Annotated in this window: 11 protein-coding genes; all 11 read left to right on the top strand. The window is 62.2% G+C overall.

Annotated features, from left to right (window positions below; translation table 11 throughout):
* The first annotated feature begins 37 nt into the window (after positions 1 to 37).
* The 11 genes from ACWUI2_RS11280 (at position 38) to ACWUI2_RS11230 (ending at position 16,814) form a co-directional block, all read left to right on the top strand.
* The gene (locus ACWUI2_RS11280; RefSeq protein ID WP_486982950.1) at positions 38 to 1,912 is read left to right on the top strand and encodes a heparinase II/III domain-containing protein; all 1,875 of its coding nucleotides are present in this window, start codon (positions 38 to 40) and stop codon (positions 1,910 to 1,912) included.
* 78 nt (positions 1,913 to 1,990) lie between these two features.
* On the top strand, positions 1,991 to 4,423 hold the full coding sequence (locus ACWUI2_RS11275) for a right-handed parallel beta-helix repeat-containing protein (protein ID WP_486982949.1): 2,433 nt from the start codon (positions 1,991 to 1,993) through the stop codon (positions 4,421 to 4,423).
* Complete coding sequence (locus ACWUI2_RS11270) at positions 4,420 to 5,064, top strand: DJ-1/PfpI/YhbO family deglycase/protease (protein WP_486982948.1); 645 nt, start codon at positions 4,420 to 4,422, stop codon at positions 5,062 to 5,064. Before ACWUI2_RS11275 ends, ACWUI2_RS11270 begins: the two co-directional genes overlap by 4 nt.
* A 16-nt stretch (positions 5,065 to 5,080) precedes the next feature.
* Positions 5,081 to 6,772, top strand: a complete 1,692-nt coding sequence (locus ACWUI2_RS11265; RefSeq protein ID WP_486982947.1) for a hypothetical protein — start codon at positions 5,081 to 5,083, stop codon at positions 6,770 to 6,772.
* On the top strand, positions 6,756 to 8,768 hold the full coding sequence (locus tag ACWUI2_RS11260; protein ID WP_486982946.1) for a beta-galactosidase: 2,013 nt from the start codon (positions 6,756 to 6,758) through the stop codon (positions 8,766 to 8,768). The genes ACWUI2_RS11265 and ACWUI2_RS11260 overlap by 17 nt, the downstream gene beginning before the upstream one ends.
* A 4-nt stretch (positions 8,769 to 8,772) precedes the next feature.
* Entirely contained in the window at positions 8,773 to 10,194 is a 1,422-nt protein-coding gene (locus ACWUI2_RS11255; RefSeq protein WP_486982945.1) for an alpha-L-fucosidase, read from the top strand.
* Positions 10,195 to 10,207: 13 nt separating this feature from the next.
* On the top strand, positions 10,208 to 10,363 hold the full coding sequence (locus ACWUI2_RS11250; protein WP_486982944.1) for a hypothetical protein: 156 nt from the start codon (positions 10,208 to 10,210) through the stop codon (positions 10,361 to 10,363).
* 10 nt (positions 10,364 to 10,373) lie between these two features.
* Entirely contained in the window at positions 10,374 to 11,384 is a 1,011-nt protein-coding gene (locus tag ACWUI2_RS11245) for a glycoside hydrolase family protein (RefSeq protein WP_486982943.1), read from the top strand.
* A gap of 14 nt (positions 11,385 to 11,398) precedes the next feature.
* A complete protein-coding gene (locus ACWUI2_RS11240) occupies positions 11,399 to 12,412 on the top strand; it encodes a glycoside hydrolase family protein (protein WP_486982942.1) in 1,014 nt (337 codons plus the stop codon).
* Positions 12,413 to 12,420: 8 nt separating this feature from the next.
* Positions 12,421 to 13,851 (top strand): family 43 glycosylhydrolase, encoded by a 1,431-nt coding sequence (locus tag ACWUI2_RS11235; RefSeq protein ID WP_486982941.1) that lies wholly within the window; start codon positions 12,421 to 12,423, stop codon positions 13,849 to 13,851.
* Between the two features lie 557 nt (positions 13,852 to 14,408).
* Positions 14,409 to 16,814: a right-handed parallel beta-helix repeat-containing protein gene (locus ACWUI2_RS11230; RefSeq protein ID WP_486982940.1), complete on the top strand. Its 2,406-nt coding sequence runs from the start codon at positions 14,409 to 14,411 to the stop codon at positions 16,812 to 16,814.
* The last annotated feature ends 121 nt before the right edge of the window (positions 16,815 to 16,935 follow it).

Here is a 16,935-nt window from a genome sequence, read left to right as displayed (position 1 = left end):
TCGACTCCACGCTCTTGGTCTGGTTCTACTTATCGTCATGTCCTGTAATTCAAACGCCTCGCCCGACGATTATCTGACCTTCCCGGCGGAGTTCACCAAGGAGAACCTCCAAGGCTACCTCCGGGAAGACCACCCCCGCATCCTCGCCACCACCGAAGACTGGAAACGGATCCAGCGTCATTTGGAGTCGAGTCCCGAACTCCAGGCGCTCCATGCCGCGTTGCGGACCACCGCCGATGGGATGATGGATCTCCCGGTCGCGGAATATCATGTGGAAGGACGCCGCCTGCTCGACGTCTCCCGGGCCGTAGTAAAGCGGGTGCTGACCCTCGGAGTCATTTACCGCCTCGATGGAGAGGAACGTCACTTCGAGCGGGCTCGGGAAGAACTCTTGAACGCCGCCGGTTTCCCAAATTGGAATCCGTCCCATTTTTTGGATACGGCGGAAATGACCTTCGCGGTGGCCGTCGGTTACGACTGGCTCTACCATGATCTCTCGGAAATTGACCGCGCCACCCTGCGCCGCGCGATCATCGAAAAGGGGCTGCGGCCCGGACTCGGCGAGCATCGGTGGAAGCACGGGAACAACAACTGGAACCAGGTCTGTTACTCCGGGATGATGGCGGGAGCCCTGGCCGTCGCCGACCACGAGCCGGAACTGACCGTCGGATTTCTGCAAGAGACCTTTGCCAACATTCATCGTCCGCTCGACGCCGCCCGCCCACACGGAGCCTACCCCGAAGGCCCCGGTTATTGGAGTTACGGGACCCATTACCAGGTCATTCTTCTTTCCGTCCTCAGGTCGGCGCTGGGGGAAACCTGGAATCTCGAAAATTATCCCGCCTTCCAGGAAACCGCCACTTTCATCAACGTGGTCATCGGACCGACCGGACGCTACTTCAACTACGCCACCGGTGGCGACGGGGTTGAGTCTCAGCCGGCTCTCCACTGGTTCGCCCGGGAAGCCGGGAACATCGGCCTCGACGCCCGCGAACGAGAGCGGCTCGACCCGGCGAACCCGCCCTCGATCGCTCCGGACCGGCATTCTGACCGCTTTCAACCACTCGCCATGCTTTGGCTCGATCCGGAGCTCGCCGACGTCGACGCCGAGGAGCTGCCGCTGCATTGGCTCGGCGACGGCCACAACCCCATCGCTGTGCACCGGACTTCCTGGGACAACAACGCCCTCTTCATCGGCATCAAAGGCGGCAAGCCTTCCGTCAACCACGGCCAAATGGATATCGGTTCGTTCGTCCTCGACTGGCAAGGGGTGCGCTGGACGAGCGATCTCGGCATGCAGGACTACCATGCGCTCGAATCCCGCGGGATGACCATCTGGGATCGGTCCCAAAATTCGGACCGCTGGAAGGTTTTTCGTTACAACACGTTCAGTCACAATACCCTCGTCATCGACGGCCGGCAGCAACGGGTCGACGAATTCGCGCCGATCCTTCGCTTCTCGGACGCCACCGACGCTCCGTTCACCGTCATCGACATGACTCCCGTCTACAAAGACTCCATCGAGCGGGCGATCCGGGGCGCCCGCATCGTCGACGACCGGTTTCTCCTCCTCTATGACGAAATCCAGGGACTCGCCGAAAACCAGACCGTCCGTTGGGGTATGTTGACCGAAGCCGAGGTCGAACTCGACGGCGGGAAGGCGATCCTGCGGAACAAAGGTCGAACCATCCATGCCCGACTCCTCTCGCCGGAAGGGGCCGCCTTCGAAATCGTCGATACCGCGACGCCTCCCAACGAGTGGGACGCCCCAAACCCCGGCACCCGGATGCTGGCCCTCTTCACAAACGGAACCGGCCCGACCACCGACATCCGCGTCGTGTTTTCCGAAGAACCTTTATCCGCCGACGAACTCGAAAACCTGAATGGCGTCCCCCCTCCTCTCGAATGGTAAGGCTGAATCAGAGACGGAGGGACCGGACTCCAACCTAACTCGTCACCCATTAACTCGAGGCAATAGCAGTCATAATTTATGAATACAACGAACCACCACCGAGCCCATCCTCTCCTCCTGATTGGCCTGACCGCTTTTTCGCTACTTTGCGGAATGAGCCTTGCCTACGGCGATCGCCAATTCACCGTGGCGGGCGATCATCCAAATGCCTCCGATGCCAATCCCGGCACCACCGAGGAACCGTGGAAAACCCTCTCCCACGCCGCGACCCAGGTTGAGTCCGGCGACACCGTCCATGTCCTCCCCGGCGTTTATGCCGAAAGCGTCACGCTCCGTGGCAGTGACGGACATGCCCAGCGGGTGCCGCCGATCCGGTTCGTCGCATCCGGCGACGGACCCGCCATCCTCGATGGGGGGATCGCGATCACGGCGGACGATGTGACCCCGACCGATGTTCCCGGCGTTTTTCGTTGGGACGCTCCTGAGCCGCTGATCCGGATCGGGGTCAACCGTGCCGCCCGTCCCGTTGCCTGGGTCATCTGGGAAGGGAAGCGCCTCCTGCTCCACGAACCGGGCGAAGTCGGGGCCGAAGAGACCTACCATTTTTCGCGTCATCCGGATCACGTCCTGATCAACCTCGGTCGTGACGAATGGCCGCGCGACGAGTCCGTAATCGTCAAATTCCGCCGTCACGGTTTCCTCGTGGAAAACTTCCCGAACGTCGAGATCTCCGGCTTCGAGTTCCGTCACCACGCGGCCAACAGCATCGAATTCAACGGCACCACCGGCGGCGTGATCGAGGATTGCCACATCATCCAACCGAACCTGCACGGGATCTATCTCAACAACGCCCGCAACGTCACCGTGCGCAGAAACCGGATCTTCGAACCGCATGCCTGGGGCACCAACCTCAAAGGACAGGGCCACCTGGTCGAGGAAAACATGTTCCAGAACAGCGGCACCCGCAACGAAACCGCCGGCGAAATCTGGGTCGGAGTCCTGAAATTCAATGGCGGCTCCTACATCACCGCCCGGCACAACTTCCTCGCCGACCGCATGCCTTCCGAAGTCCACGTCGGCGATCAGGTCCAGAAGAACCACCATGTCTTTGGCGGCATCTGGGGCGACATCCATTGCTACGACAACCGGATCTATGGCAACTCCGTCGCCCGTCAGGGTCACACCGGGATCTACCTCGAGTTCCTGACCAACCGCGCCACCGTCATGTGGAACATCATGCAGGACAACCCGGTCGGGATCTCCACCCGCCAATCGGCCGGCAACATCATCCGGCAAAACTGGATCTTCGACACCGTCGCCCAATGGGGCCGCGACTCCGTCGATTTCGACAACATGCCGACTTTCGCCAACCGCCCCGTTGACCATCCGGAGTGGGCCCGCGAACGTCTCGACGGCATCAATCTCTACCAGACCGCCAACGCCCGGGCTTCCAAGAACAACATCGTCCTCGACAATCTGCTCCAACTCACCGGCCGCCCGATCTCGATACCGGTTCCCCGCGACATGGACCGGGCCACCCGGGAGGATGTCGCCCGCTACATGGTGATCGATCCATCGGAGGTCCCGACCAATCAGATCCTCGACATCGATTACCGGACCGTGGCCGATTCGTTCCAATCCCCGCTGAACAACGTGGTCGACCGCAATCTCTACGTCTGGAACGAGGAACAGGCCTTTGCCGGCTTCTCCTGGTTCCTCGACGGCCAGGTCGACACCTTCGAAGAATACCAGGAAGCGACCGGCCTCGACGTCAACAGCAAGCTGGGCGACTTCGGCCCTTCCGACATCGGACTGCAAGTCGGCTGGACCCTCCAGGCTGACAGCCGCAAGCCGGACCTCCCCCTCGCCTTCGACTACGATGGCGGAGCGGAACGGGCGATCCCGGTCGGACGCGCCATTTGGGCCCGCGGCATCTGGGTCGATGGACCACCCGAGCCGTATTCCTGGTTCCGCGCGGCCGGCACTTCGACCGACGTCGGCCCCGGCCCGAACCTCCAGCGCTTCAGCGATCCCGACTGGCGCCGCGATCCGCGTCAATGGACCCGCCACCCGCTCGCCCGCTCCGGCATGCGCGCCCTCGCCGTCACCAATGCCGGCAATCCCAACCGGATCCCGGAAGGCGGACTCGGCTGGCGCAGCGTGAACATCCCGGTCATCGAAGGCCTCAAAATGGAGATCGCCCTCCACCTCCAGGGCATCGACATCCGTCCGGCCGATCCCGAGAAGGGAGCCGAGGTGGTCGTCGTATTCACAAACTGGACCGGCCACGACAAGCAACACGTTTACCTGGTCGGCGGTGACGCCGGATCCGACCTGACTTCCGGCACCTTCGACTGGACCGAAGTCCGCGAAACGGTCCGTGTCCCCGAAGGCGCGAAACGGATGATGGTCTACATCGGGATGCACCCGGCGACCGGCACCCTCGTTTTCGACGACTTCGAAATGGGGATGGTTCTTCCCGAGGAACTCGCTGAAAGGGCTCAACGATGAAAAAACAGATCCTTCCTCTCCTCGCCCTCGCGGCGCTGCTCTTTGCGCAGGCGATCCGGGCCGCTGATTCGTCAGCGGCCGCGGAGTCGCCACTGCTCGGATACCGGGTGGTGGCGTTGATCGATGACGGTTTCCATCCCGAGGAAACCCCGCAGCCGATCGAACACTGGGAGTCCCTTGGAGCGGAAGTGATCATCGCGGGTACCCGCACCGGGATCGCCCGGGCCGCCTTCGGTCCGTTGCGTCTGGAGATGACGAAGACAGTCGAAGAGATTTCCCTCGACGAGATCGACGCGATCTTCGTCCCGGGGGGAATCTCTCCGGCAAAATTGCGGGAAAACGAAGCCGTGCTCGACCTCGTCCGCCTCGCGAGCGAAGCCGGGAAACTGCTCGCCGCGATCTGCCACGGCCCGCAGGTGCTGATCAGCGCCGGGGTCCTGGAAGGGCGCAAGGCGACTTGCGTCACGGTCGCGGCCCGCGATTACTTCGACGTCCGCGATGAATTGATCGCGGCCGGGGCCACCTACCTCGACCAGCCGGTCGTGGTCGACGAGAATATCGTCACTTCCCGAATTCCCGACGACGTGCCTTATTTCAAAAAGGCCGTCGCCGAAGCGCTCGCCGCCCGCGACCGACGCTAAACCGATCCCTCCCGGAATGCCGATCCAAGCCCGTTTGTTTCAACGACTCCCTGGAAAAGCCCTCCTCTTCGCGCTCGCCACCCTGTTGACCGGGGTGGCGACGCAAGGGAACAGCCCTCCCCCGCTCCCCGAAACCGGGGCCTGGATCGGCGACTTCGGTCATTCCAACCTCTCCCCCATCGCCTTGCTCAACCCGACAGGCGAAGACTTCACCGTCACCCTCCACCGCTACAACTGGGTCTTCCCGGGACGCTGGAACCACCGGACCCCGTTGCTCACCGTAACCGGTCCGGACGGGAAGGAGCTCTTTTCGGAGATCGTGGAAACGGATGAGGAAGGAGTCTCCGTTTCCATCCCCGGAGGCGGACCCGGTGTTTACCGGGTCCAGGTCCGGATCCCGAGCCTGAACTACTGGCACATCACCACGTCACTCCCGCGAGCGGTCTCAGTGCAGGGAGTTCCCTCCCTCGGCCGCCAGGATGGACGGACCTGGTTCCGGGTCTCCCCCAAGGTGCCGCGCACCTGGTATTTTTTCGTTCCCGAAGGAACCCCGTTTTTCACCTTGCGGTCGATCAGCAACACCAGCCGTTCCCAACGGGAAGACCATGCCTTGATCATCCGAAGTCCGCGCGGACAACGGATCGCCGGGCTTTGGGATCAACCGAATCCCACCGTGCGCGACGGCGAGATCGTCGCCGGACGGGACCACTTTTTAGAGGAGGAAGCCCACGTGGTCGTGGAGCCCGGCAGCGACGGACGCTTCTGGAGCATCGAGGTCGGGATGGGCGATTCCCACATCTGGTCGTCCTTCGAGTTCGCCCTCGAAGGGGTGCCCCCATATCTCTCCCAGGCGCCGGAGATGTGGTTTCACCCCGAAACCGGCGAGATCGCCAGACCACTGGTTTACGATGACGAGCCTTTCGTCCGCAAAGACCTTCCGCCAGCCGCCAAGCGGGAGCGTCCGTACATGGATTACTGGATGGCCTCTCCCTCCCTCGGCGACAATGCCTCCAACCAACTCCGGACGCCTTCCCGGCTCGCCTTCTGGAATCCCGAGGGACGCGAGCTGCGACTGGTCCTCCGCGACTACATCCCCCTCGCCCCGGAGAACGCCAACTTCGCCCGGGTCCGGATTCTCGCTCCGGGCAACAGCCGGCCCGAACACGATGCCCGGGAGGCGATCACCCACGGCCGTCCGTTCGTCCACTCCTTCGCGTTCACCGGAGTCCGCTTCGTAGATGTCGACCTGATCGACCGGTTTTGGGCCTACACGTATCCAGCGACTCCAGCGGTCCTCGTTGGCCAGGAACTCAGCGATGGCTGGCAACGTCTTCATCTCGAAACCAGCACCCATCGCCACTGGTTTTTCCAGGTGCCGCGCGGAACCCGCCAATTCACCGTCCGCATCCATGCCCTCTATCCCCACGATGTCGTCGATTTCGCGGTCAACGCCCCCGACCGGACCATCGCCCGCCTCTACTCGCGACGGGGCGAACAGGTGATCGACGTCCCGCCCGGACTCGACGGGCGCATTTGGCATTTTTCCGTCCAGGCCGGAAGTTCGACCCGTTTCTTCCCCGGACCGGATGTTCCCCGCCCTCTGGTGGTTCCTTTCGATCTCGACCTCCACGGAGTGCCTGCGTTACTCGCTCCGACCTGGGGGCAATGGTTTGATCCAAACAAAGAAATGCATGTCGACTTTGATTGAACAAATTCCCGGCCTGATTTACGGCTGCGATTACAATCCCGAGCAATGGCCCGAATCGATCGTCGAGGAGGATGTCCACCTCATGAACGAAGCCGGAGTCAATCTCGTCAATGTCGGCATCTTTTCCTGGGCGCTCACCAATCCCGCCCCGGGCGAATTTCGCTTCAATTGGCTGGAGCGGATTCTCGACCAGTTGCATCAAGGGGGCATCTCCGTCAACCTCGCCACCGGCACCGCCTCCCCTCCCGCCTGGCTGACCCTGCGCTATCCGGAGATCCTGCCGGTCACCCGCGAAGGCGTCGTACTGCACCACGGATCGCGTCAGAACTACACGCCCAACAGCCGGGCCTACCGGGAACACAGCGAAGCACTCACGGAAGCGATTGCGGGCCATTTCAAAGCCCACCCGGCGTTGGTGATGTGGCATCCAAACAACGAATACATGTGCCACGTCCACTCTTCCCACGGCCCGGAGGACGACCGCGCGTTCCGGATCTGGCTGCGGGACAAGTATGGATCCCTCGACACCCTCAACCAAGCATGGAACACCCGTTTCTGGAGCCAGATCTACTACGACTGGGAAGAGATCCACACCCCGAAAGCGACCCCAGCCTTCATCAACCCGAGCCACGAGCTGGACTTCAAACGTTTCATGAGCGCGGCCAATCAGGCTTGCTTTGAGGCGGAGAAAGCAATCCTGAAAAAACACACCCCGGAGATCCCGGTGGTGACCAATTTCATGAACAGCTTCCAGTCGGCCGACCTCTTTCACTGGGAACCGTCGATCGAGATCGCCGCCCTCGACTCGTATCCGGATCCCAATCCTGCGGTACCGAACCAGAATGCTCCATTCGATCTCGACATGATGCGTTCCCTGAAACGGGGCAAGCCGTTCATGCTGATGGAACAGGCGACCGACTACGTGAACTGGCGGCAGATCAACCACCGCAAAGGCCCGGGGGTGATGCGCCTTTGGAGCCTGCAGGCCGTCGCCCGAGGAGCGGACGCGATCCAGTTTTTCCAATGGCGGCAATCCCTCGCCGGCGCAGAGCGTTTCCACAGCTCGATGATCCCGCCGGTCCACCCCCGGCCCAATGCCACCTTCGACGCGGTGCGCGGCCTCGGCGCCGATCTCAACCGCCTCGCCCCGCTCGCGGGCAGCCTGATCGAGGCCGAGTGCGCGATCCTCTTTGACTGGGAAACCTGGTGGGCGCTCAGCCAACAAGCCCTACCGCGCGACTTCGACTATTTCTCGATCGTCAAAGACTTCCATGACGCCTTCCACGCGCTCAACATCCCGGTCGACCTCATCCCTCCTGGAGCCGACCTTTCCCGCTACAAAATTGTGGTCGCCCCGTCTCTGTTCCTTCTCGCCGAAGAAGAGGCGATTTCCATTTTCAACTACGTCGAATACGGCGGTTACTTCCTCGCCGGCTTCTTCACCGGAGTCAGCGACCGGAACAACCGGGTCTTTCAGGGAGGCTTCCCGGGCCACCTGCAGAAGCTCCTCGGCTTATGGGTCGAAAACTGGGAGCCGTTGGAAACCCTCGACGGTATTTCAGTAACACTGGATGACGGACGCGAGATCCCGGCCGGCTACTTCTCGGAACGGGTTCACCTCGAAGGCGCCCACGCCATCGGCACGTTCAAGGACGGTCCCTTCCCCGGGCTCCCCGCCGTCACTTCCCACGGATTCGGACGGGGCATCGCCTCCTACCTCGCCACCCGGCCGACACCTTCGTTCTACCAGGAAACCCTCGCGGAATTGACAGAGCGGTTTGGAATCAGGCGTCCCCCCGTCGAAGCGCCCGCCCGGGTCGAGGTGACTGTTCGCCGCCGAAACTCGGAACAATTCCTCTGTATTCTTAACCACAACGATGAGCCCGTCACGGCCACCCTGACCGACGTCTCCGGCACCGACCTCCTGACCGGCAATCACTGCACCGAGAAAGTCACCATTCCCGCCAAGGACGCAGCCATCATTCGCTGCGATTAACATTATGAATTCGTATTCGAAACCCGAACACTCTCGACCGGAAACCCCTTCCACCGTCGCCGAATCCCTTGCCCGCTGGCAACACGACCGCTTCGGAATGTCGCTCCATTTTGGATTATACTCGGTGGCGGCCCGCGGCGAATGGGTCCAGTCCCTGGAGGAAATGTCCGACGACGACTACCGCCGTTATTTCAACACCTTCAACCCGGAGCCGGGCTGGGCGGCGGCGTGGGCCCGCATGGCCAAACAAGCTGGCGCCCGCTACGCCGTTCTCACCACCAAGCACCACGACGGATTCTGCCTCTTCGATTCCAAATTGACCGAGTACAAGGCGACCAACACCCCCGCCAAACGCGACCTGGTCCGCGAATGGGTCGACGCGGTCCGGGCCGAGGGCCTCGCGGTCGGTCTCTATTATTCTCTCGTCGACTGGCATCATCCGGATTACCCCGCCACCGGCGACCGGCAACATCCGTTGCGCCGCCATCCCGACGCCCCGGCCCGCGATGCCAAAGGCGACTGGTCCCGCTACGTCGCCTACCTGCACGGGCAACTGATCGAACTCTGCTCCAATTATGGACGCATCGATTCCTTGGTCGTCGACTTTTCCTATTGGGATTTCCAGGGCGAGAAATGGGGAGCCACCGAAATCCAGCGGAAACTCCGGGAATTGCAACCCCACCTTCTCCTCAACGACCGCTGGAGCAACGAGGCCCGTAAACGCATCCCGCGTCCGTCCTACGCGGGCGAATACGACCAAACTGAACAGAACATCCCCCAGAATTGCCTGCGCGACGACGCGGGAGAACCGATGCCGTGGGAAGGCTGGTTTACGCTCACCAATTCCTGGTGCTTCAGCGCGACCGACAATCTCTGGAAAACGCCCGCGACCATTATCCGGGCCCTGGTCAATTGCGTATCCAAAGATGGCAATCTCCTTCTCAACGTTTCCCCCGACGGACGGGGGCGGGTTCCGGAGAAAGCCCGCGAGATCCTCCATGAGATCGGCGCCTGGTTGCGGCTCAACGAGGACTCGATCCGCGGAACCGGCTCCGCTTCGCTGCCGAAACCGGAATGGGGGCGATACACCCAAAAAGGGGACACTCTTTTCGCCCATTTGCTTGAACCGCAAATCGGCCACATCGCCCTGCCCGGATTGCGGGGGCGCGTCGCCAATGGCCGGTTGCTCGCGAACAACGCCGCGGTCCTCCTGACTGACTTCTGGAACCTCGGCACCCAAACCTTCGATGGACCGGACGACATCTTCTTTAACTTCGCCCAGCCGGTAGCCGGGACTTTTCCCCTCCCCGATCCGATCGACACCGTGGTCGCCTTCGACCTCCTTCCCGACGACCAGGCGGCCGATGAACGCCGCCGCATCGATGCACAACGCGACGAATATCTCCGCCAACGCAACCCGGTGTGACCTGTTCCTAACCATGGACCACCACGATATCACCTTCGCCATTCTCAAGCGGACGGCAGGATGCCATCCCTCCCAGTTGCGCGAACCGAAGACCAAATCGGAGGGTTGGCTTCCAGCCGACCAAATCCAACGCCCGTCGGCCGCATGCGACTTGAATGGAACCCACTGAACCAGCATCCATGACTCCCCCACGCTTCACATTTCATTCCGGCGATCCGGATCCGATCCTCCACCGCGATAGTCCCGGGGCTGAGGACAATCGCTACGGCTTCGAGGGCGGCACGGTTTTGCATCAGAAGGACGGATACCACTTGTTTACCGCCGAAATCATCGCAGCTCCCAAAGTCGTCCCGACCCGTCTCGCCCATTGGCATAGCGCCAATGGCAAGGAATTCCGCCGCATATCAACATTATTTGCCTCAACCGGAGACTTCACCGGGACCGACCCCCGCGCGTCCCTGTGGAGCCCGATGCCGTTCTTCAATGCAGATGAGAACCGCTGGAATCTCTTCTACGTCGCCTATCACGCCGCCCCCAACACCACGACGGCGCATCTCCTCAATCACGCCGGGCGGATCATCCGCGCCCGATCGCTCACCCCCGGCCCGGAGGGTCTCGGCGGTCCCTACGAGGAAGTCGACATCATCCTGAAGCCGGGCCCGGAGTCCGACCCATGGGAGGGGTTGCAAGGCGTCGATTCCTTTTTCCTCTTCCCCACGGGCGAAACCTGGCATGCGTTCTACGGCAGTTGCCACACCCAGAATGTACCCTGCGACTGGTGGGGCGTCGGACTCGCCACCGCCCCTGCAATGAGCGGCCCCTGGACCCGCTGTTCGGAGCGCAATCCAGTCCTCCTCGATGCCAAATTCGCCGAGAACCCGATCGTGACCCGGCTTGAGGACGGCTGGTATGTGACCCTATACGACGCCACCATTCACGGCACGTTCGGAATCGCAACCTCCCGCGACGGAGTCCATTGGAATCCCGGAGCCTTGCTCGATTTCCCCCGGGGAACCTTCCCCTGGCTCGCCACGATGCGAACCCCGCTTTGCCTCCTGCCGGAACCCGATGGCAGCTATCTTCTCTATTTCACCAGCTACGACCGCACCGACGGAGTCGCCGCGGAGGAACCGCACTACCATGATGGATTCGGCACCGTTGGCCGGATGCGCTTGAACCGAACAGATTAAACTTCCTTGCACATATGAACCCACCACGCTTCGCCTTCCACTCCGGTGATCCGGATCCGATTCTCCACCGCCGGAGTCCTGGCGCCGAAGATAATGCGTTCGGCTTCGAAGGGGGAACCATCCTCCGCCAGGATGACGGTCTCCACCTTTTCACTACGGAGATGTATGGGAAGCCAAAGTGGATCCCGACCCGATTCGGCCACTGGCACAGCCCGGATGGCCGCAGCTTCACCCGGCGCTCCACCCTCTTCACTTCCACGGCGGTTTTCGATGGCACGGATCCCCGGGCCTCCCTCTGGAGTCCGATGCCGTTTTTCAACGAAGCGGAGAACCGATGGAATCTCTTCTACGTCTGCTATCGCTCCAAGCCGAACACCGCGGACGTCCACTGGCTCCACCACCACGGAAGGATCATGCGAGCCCGCTCGACCGTCGAGGGCAAGGGAGGTCTCGGAGGACCTTACCAGGACGTCGGTATCGTGCTGGAGCCCGGCCCGGAATCCGAGCCGTGGGAGGGGCTTCAAGGGGTCGACTCGTTCTACGCCTTCCCCACCGGCAACAACCAATGGCACGCCTTCTACGGAAGCTGCCACACCCAGAAACGCCCGATCGAATGGTGGGGTGTCGGCCTGGCCGAAGCCCCCGCTCTGCAAGGCCCATGGACCCGTTGTCCGGACTTGAATCCGGTCGCGCTCGATCCCCGCTTCGCCGAGAATCCGATCGTCACCCGGCTCGACGATGGATGGTTCGTCGCGATTTACGATTCGACGATTTCCGGTTCGTTCGGGATCGCCACCTCGCGCGATGGCGTTCACTGGAATCCAGGTGCGATCGTGGAGTTTCCGCCCGAAGCCATCCCGTGGCTGGCGGTGATGCGGACTCCGCTCTGTTTGTTGCCCGAACCCACCGGCGATTTCATGCTCTATTTCACCGGTTACGACAGCGCCGGAGACGCGGCGGCCGAAGATTGTTTCAACAGCGACGCTTTCGGCGCGATCGGCCGGATGCGCCTGAAGAGAATCCAGTGACCCAAACTATGAATACATTTTATTGCAACCCGCTCCCATTGCCCGATTACCCGCGGGGGGTCTGGTGCCGTCCCTCACGCCAGGGAAACTCCTACGGTTGGATGCACGCCACCCGTTCCCATTTTCGCGAAGCCGCCGATCCCACCGCGCTCTACCATGATGGCACCTGGTATCTCTATGTCTCGGCGGGAGCCGTTTACACCAGCCGCGATTTCGAGCACTGGGAACACCATACGCTCCCGGAATTGCCGGATGATTACGACCCACGGGTCTTCACCTGGAGGAGCAAATTCTACCTGACCGCCAGCCGGGCTCCGGTCTGGGAGGGCGATTCGCCGCTCGGTCCGTGGAAGCCGCTCGGCCCGGTTCTTCTTCCCGACGGATCCCCGGTTTACACCGGAAAGTCTTCCGCCGATTGGGGGGCGCCGGCCTGGTTGCACGACGACGACGGACGGCTTTACGCCTACTGGGGGATCGGCGAGCCGGGCATTTTTGTCGCGGAGGCCGATCCCGTGAATCCCGCCCGCTTACTCACCGAGCCCGAGATCATCTTCGCCTACGATCCGGCCCATCGTTGGGAGCGGTTCGGCGACCTCAACGAAGACGCCTCCACCAGCTACGTGGAGGGACCGTGGGTATTCAAACGGCAAGGACGATATTTTGTGGTTTACGCGGCCCCCGGCACCGAATGGAAAACCTACGCGATGGGTTACTACTACTCCGATTCCCCGACCGGACCGTTCCACTACCACGAGGGCAATCCGTTCATTCTCAAAACCGATGGCTTCGTGCATGGCACCGGCCACGGCTGCGTCTCCTCCGGACCGAACGATGAGTGGTGGTGCTTCTACACCTGCCTGGTGCGCAGCGAACACAACTTCGAGCGACGCGTCGGCGTCGACCGCCTTCATTTCAATGCCGAAAACCATATCGCTCCGGTCAAAGTCACCGAGTCTCCGCAATTCCTCGACGGCCGGCCCGGTTTGATCCCCGTCAGCGTCAACCGGCACACCCGCGCCTCCAGCCACACCCCCGGCCGCGAGCCCGTTTTCGCCAACGACCACGTCCAGCGGACCTGGTGGGAACCGGCGCCCGACGATTCCGCTCCATGGATCGAAATCGATCTGGTCGCCTCCTTCTCCGCATCCGCCGTCCGGCTCTGCTGGCACGAAAGCGGCCTCGATTACGACGATCCCCAACGGCGCCCGGTCCCGGTCAAATGGCGGCTCCTCGGACGAAACGAACCGGGGGCGGATTGGCGAATCCTGCATGACGCGACCGACAACGACACGGATTTCCTGATCGACATCCGTCACTTCGATCCTGTCACCGTCCGGCAAATACGCCTCGAACTGATCCGGTCAAAAACCGGTCCCCGCATCGGCATCACCGACCTGACCGTTTTCGCCGATGACGCTCAGATCCCTCCAGCAAGATAAACAAAAACATGACCACTCACACGAAACCCAACGGTCCACGTGAATTTCCGGACCAAATCGGAGGGTTGCCTTCCAGCCGACCAAACACGGCGACCACACCGCAACCGACGACGACACCGGGCGGCAGGATGCCACCCCTCCCAGTGACCTCCCGACACCACCGCCAAATCGGAGGGTTGGCTTCCAGCCGACCAAACACGGCGGTCACGCCGCTACTGACGCCGACGCCGGGCGGCAGGATGCCACCCCTCCCAGTGACCTCCCGACATCACCACCAAATCGGAGCGTTGGCTTCCAGCCGACCAAACACGGCGACCACGCCGCAGCTGACGACGACACCGGGCGGCAGAATGCCACCCCTCCCAGTGACCTCACGGCACCACCGCCAAATCGGAGGGTTGGCTTCCAGCCGACCAAACACGGCGGTCACGCCGCAACTGACGACGACGGCGGGCGGCAGGATGCCACCCCTCCCAGTGACCTCACGGCACCACCGCCAAATCGGAGGGTTGGCTTCCAGCCGACCTCATCCAAAGTTCGCCCCCGGATTCTCGCATTTGAATTCCAGCTTTCTCGCTGGAGCACTGCTCTCATGCCTGCTACTCTTCACCACGACCGCCGATTCGCGGACGCTGCACGTGGCCGTCGATCATCCGGCGGCCAGCGATCAAAACCCCGGAACCGACGCGGAACCGTGGAAAACCCTGACTCACGCCGCCACCCAGGTTCGCCCGGGCGATACAGTCCATGTCCATCCCGGGATCTATCGAGAAACCCTCACGTTGGATGGCCGGCAAGACGAACCGGACCGCCGGTCAGGCCGGATTCAATTCCTCGCCGCCGGTGACGGACCGGTCGTCCTGGAAGGATCGTATCAACTGAATAGTGACGCCGTTTCACCCACGGACACCCTCAACGTTTTCCGCTGGGAACCGCCGGAGCCGTTCACTCCGCTCGGGGTCAACCGACCCGCCCGGCCGATGGCCTGGGTTTTCCTCGGGACCGAGCGTCTCATCCTGAAACAGGGCAATCAGGTCGCTCCGGAAGAAGATCACCATTTCACCCGCGGCAGCGATCACGTCCTGATCAACCTGGGGTCCGCCGACTGGCCGGACGATGCCGATGTCCGCGTCTCTGCCGTAGGCTACGGCGTGGTGCTCCGCAACATCGCGAACGTCACCATCCGCGGCTTTGAGTTTCACGAGCACGCAGCCAATGCGATCGAACTTTTCAATACGGACGGAGTGATCATCGAGGATTGTCATATCATCCGTCCTAACATGCACGGAGTCTATATGAACCGCGCGCGATCGCTCACCTTCCGCCGCAACCGAGTCTTCGAGCCGAACGCCTGGGGCTCCAATTTCAAGGGGCAGGGACACATGATCGAGGAGAACATGTTCCAGACCACCGGCACCCGCAATGAACCGGCCGCCGAACCGTGGGTCGGCGTCCTCAAATTCAACGGCGGCTCCTATCACACGGTGCGTCACAATTTCATCGCCGACCGCCCCGCCTCGGAGGTTCCACTCGGCAACCATGTCCGCCGCACCGCATTCGTCTTCGGCGGGATCTGGGGGGATGTCCACTGCTATTACAACCGCATCTACGGCAACTCCGTCGCCCGCATCGGCCACACCGGGATCTACCTCGAATACATGACCAACCACGCCAACGTCATGTGGAACGTCCTGCAGGACAACCCGACCGGAATTTCCACCCGTCTCACCTCCAACAACATCGTCCGGCAAAACTGGGTCTTCGACACCGCCGCCCTTTGGGGTCGCGAATCGGTCGATTTCGACAACATGCCGACCTTCCCCGGGCGGCCGGTCGACCACCCGGAATGGGCTCGCGAACGTCTCGACGGCATCGCCCTTCTCCAGACCGCGATGCATCCCCCGCATCCTCCGTCATATAACAACACAATAACCGACAACCTCATCCAGACCATCGGCCGGCCCGTCAACATTCCCGTGCCGAGCCGCATGGACCGGGCCACCCGCGAGGATGTCGCGCGCTACTCGGTGATGGATCCGGACGACGTGGTCGACAATCTCGTCCTGGAGGACTTCGACTACAAAGCCTTCGCCCAATCGTTCAATTCCCCCCTGAACAACTTCGTCGACCGCAACCTCTACAATTGGACCGAGGAACGCGCCCTGGCCGGCTTCGCCTGGTATCTCGACGGGCAGATCGATTCATTTGAAGATTACCGGGACGCGACCGGCCTCGACCCGAACGGAGCCCACGGGGATTTCACCCCGGCCGACATCGGTCTGAACGTCGGTTGGACGGTGCAGGACGGGAGCCGCAAACCCGACCTCCCCCTCGGCTTCGACTTCGACGGCGGCGCGGAACGGGCCGTCCCGGTTTCCCCGGCCGTCTGGGGACGAGGCATCTGGCTCGATGACCAGCCGGAGGTCTACTCCTGGTATCGTGCCGCCAACACCTCCGCCGCCCCGGGCCCGGGTCATCGCGGACGCCTCGCCTATGAACAAGATTGGCGCACCGACCCGCGGCAATGGACCCGTGCGCCGGCGGTACGCACCGGCCTGCGGGCGCTCGGCGTCGTCAATCCCGATAACGCCTCCCGCATTCCCGGAGGCGGCCTCGGCTGGCGCACCCCGTCGATTCCGGTCACCGAGGGCATTGTGATGAACGTCAGCGCCCATCTCAAGGCAACCGAGATCGATCCGGTCGATCCGGAGAAAGGAATCGAAGCGGTTGTTGTATTCACAAACTGGACGGGACACACCGTCGCCCGCGTCGACCTGGCCAACGACGACCTCCGCTCCGGCACCTATGACTGGACCAAAGTCGCGAAGGAAGTCCCGGTTCCGGCGGGGGCGAAACGGATGTTCCTCTATTTCGGCCTCCATCCCGCCACCGGCAGCCTCTTGATCGACGACGTCTCCTACGGCATGATTCTCCCGGAAGAAATGGCGGCAATGAAACACTGACGCCACCGCCGGGCGGCAGGATGCCGACTTCGATGTAGCGGGGTTGGCTTTGCCGCCCCGCCTCCTTGAGTTAAAGTTAACTCAATCTTCTCATTGTTTGTTTGCTCCGGGATTCCTAACG

Source organism: Verruconatronum alginivorum (assembly GCF_056590205.1).
The sequence above is the reverse complement of the archived record's forward strand: the minus strand, read 5'-3'. Positions and strand labels throughout refer to the sequence as shown.